This window comes from Clostridium sp. (assembly GCF_032552055.1).
GTDB lineage: Bacteria > Bacillota > Clostridia > Clostridiales > Clostridiaceae > Clostridium.
This window is the reverse complement of the sequence record NZ_JAWGSV010000325.1, coordinates 1-2,914: the sequence shown is the minus strand read 5'-3', so window position 1 is coordinate 2,914 and position 2,914 is coordinate 1. Positions and strand designations below refer to the sequence as shown.

2 protein-coding genes and 1 rRNA gene are annotated in these 2,914 nt (G+C 26.4%); all 3 read right to left on the bottom strand.

The window, feature by feature from the left end; all coding sequences use genetic code 11:
- Positions 1 to 431: 431 nt before the first annotated feature.
- A complete protein-coding gene (glgD, locus tag E6248_RS14955) occupies positions 432 to 1,517 on the bottom strand; it encodes a glucose-1-phosphate adenylyltransferase subunit GlgD (RefSeq protein WP_316341574.1) in 1,086 nt (361 codons plus the stop codon).
- 15 nt (positions 1,518 to 1,532) lie between these two features.
- Positions 1,533 to 2,693: a glucose-1-phosphate adenylyltransferase gene (locus tag E6248_RS14950; RefSeq protein ID WP_316341573.1), complete on the bottom strand. Its 1,161-nt coding sequence runs from the start codon at positions 2,691 to 2,693 to the stop codon at positions 1,533 to 1,535.
- 123 nt (positions 2,694 to 2,816) lie between these two features.
- A 5S ribosomal RNA gene (gene rrf, locus E6248_RS14945) occupies positions 2,817 to 2,914 on the bottom strand; the annotation flags it as partial.

Here is a 2,914-nt window from a genome sequence, read left to right as displayed (position 1 = left end):
CTTAATTTTAAGACTTAAAAGAATTGCTGGTTTATTTTACTTAACTTTATTCTGTTCAATTTTCAAAGACCATTTTCTCTGTCGCCCTCAAGCGACTTCATTATCTTACTACTTATAAGATAATTTGTCAACAACTTTTTTTATTTTTTTCTAACTTGTTTTTCAAGTTATTTTCTAAGTTGTTTCCGAGAACATAAAAGATATTATCACGTAAATTATTTCTTAGTATTTAATATTTCTCCCATTATTCTTATTTTACCTTAAATAATTTAAAATATGTATATATTCCTTAATTTTTCTACTATTGATACGTGTGGATGAGTTGTTATTAATAATCTCCTATTAACTAGAAAGTTAGCCTATTTTGTAAATATATTTTTTCTTATAAAGAAAAAATATAAAGAGTATCTATTATTTAGATACTCTTTATTTTATATTATTTTAGGTTTTTCAATAAATCCTTCAATTACAGATTCTTCTTTAAATGATACTCCTGAATTTACTATTACATTGTTTATAAGTGAAAATTTATCTACTACACAATTATCCATAACTATACTATTAATTATTACTGCCCCTTTTTTTATTATTACTTCTCTTCCTATAATACTATTCTCTACCTTCCCCTCTATATATGAACCATTAGCAATCATAGAGTTTTCTACTTTACTATCTTTAGAATAGTATGTTGGAGGCTCATCTTTTTGATTTGTATATATAGGTCTATTATAAAATAATTCTTTACTTATTTCTAAATTTAATATTTTCTTATTGGCATTAAAATATGTGTCTATTGAATTTATGCAAGCTAAATATCCCGTAAATTCATATGCTCCCATATTTAGTTTTCTTGTATTACTTATTATATAATCATTAATTTTTTTATAAAGTCCAGTAGTTAGGCTATCTCTTACCATATTTATAAATAAAGAAGTTCTCATTATATACATTTCCATATTTAAATTTACGTTATTACTTTTATTTGATATTACTTCTATATTTTCTATTTTCCCTTCAGGATTAAATTCTATAGTTTGGCAATCTTCATATTTATTTTCTATATTTATGTCCTTCTTATAAATAATAGTTATATCATTATCTGATTCCCTATGATAATTTATAACATCTTGGTAATCAATATTACAAACCATATATGATGGTGCCATTATTATATATTCTTTATCACTATTCTTAATAAAATCAATATTTTCCATAAAGCTATGAATATCATCATAAACTGGATCATACTCACTATAATTAAATATTCTTAATCCATGTTTCTTTCTATGAAGATCCCAAGGCCTACCATTGCTCAAGTGATTTATAAGAGAATATGATTTTTTCTTCGCAAATAATCCTATACATTCTACTCCTGAATTAGTTAGATTTGATAATACAAAATCAATTATTCTATATCTCCCTGCAATAGGCATTGATGATATCGTGTTATTGTTTATTAAACTTTTTAATTTTTCTTCATTTTCATCTAAATTAATAATTCCTATACAATCCTTCATTAAACCCTCCAAATATTATACCAATTCTAATGGATTCATTCTCTCTCCATATTCTATAGTTTCATTAGCCGCTATTACTGTAATATCTTTTCCATTACCTATATTGCAATTTCTTGATACTATTGCATTATTTCCTATTATTGCTTTATTAATTATTACGTTATCTTCTATTACTGCATCATTCATTATTACTGAATTCTTTATTATAGAATTTTTACCTATAGTAACTCCTTGAAACAATACAGAATGATCTACATCCCCCTCTATAATGCATCCTTCTACAACCAAAGATTCTTTTATAGATCCATTCGTCCCTATATATTGAGCTGTTCTTGATATATTTTCACTATAAATTCTCCAACTATGATCATATAAGTTTAAATGATTATTAAAGTTTAATAAATCCATATTAGCTTCCCATAAACTTTTTATTGTACCAACATCTTTCCAATATCCATTATAGGGATATGCAAACAATTTTATTTTTTTCTTTAACATACTTGGAATTATATTCTTACCAAAATCATGGTTTGAACTGACTTCTTTTTCATCTTCCATAAGAAACTTTCTTAATATCTTCCAATTAAATATATATACCCCCATAGAAGCTTTATTATTCTTGGGATTTTCAGGCTTTTCTTCAAATTCATATATAGAAAGATCCTTATTTGTATTCATTATCCCGAACCTACTAGCTTCATCTATATCTACTTCTATAACTGCAATTGTAGCTTCAGCTTCCTTTGCTTTATGAAAGTTTAACATTTCTTCATAATTCATCTTATATATATGATCTCCTGATAATATAAGAACATATTTAGGATCATATCTATCTATATATTCTATATTCTGATATATAGCATTTGCAGTTCCCTTGTACCATTCTCCACCCTTTTCCTTTTGATATGGAGGAAGGATACTAATTCCTCCATCTCTCCTATCCAAGTCCCAAGGAGATCCAATACCTATATGAGAATTTAATTCTAAAGGCTTATATTGTGTTAAAACTCCAACTGTATATATTCCTGAATTTGAACAATTACTTAAAGTAAAATCTATAATTCTATACTTACCTCCAAAAGGTATAGCTGGTTTTGCTAAATCTTTAGTTAATACTCCCAACCTAGATCCTTGTCCACCAGCTAAAATCATAGCTATTATTTCTTTTTTGCTCATTATATCCCTCCTTATTTATTTCTCTTACATTTATTAATATGAAGGATACATAGTTTATATGTTTTTATTTATATTAAAATAAATAAAAAAAAGACTATATCAATAAATTGATATAGTCTTTCTACCTGGCAACGTTCTACTCTCCCACACAGTCGCCCGTGCAGTACCATCGACGCTGTAGAGCTTAACTTTCCTGTTCGGAATGGAAAGGAGTGTTTCCT

Coding starts and splice junctions, on each gene's coding strand:
- E6248_RS14950 (WP_316341573.1), bottom strand. CDS start 2,693: ATGAGCAAAAAAGAAATAATAGCTATGATTTTAGCTGGTGGACAAGGA.
- glgD (WP_316341574.1), bottom strand. CDS start 1,517: ATGAAGGATTGTATAGGAATTATTAATTTAGATGAAAATGAAGAAAAA.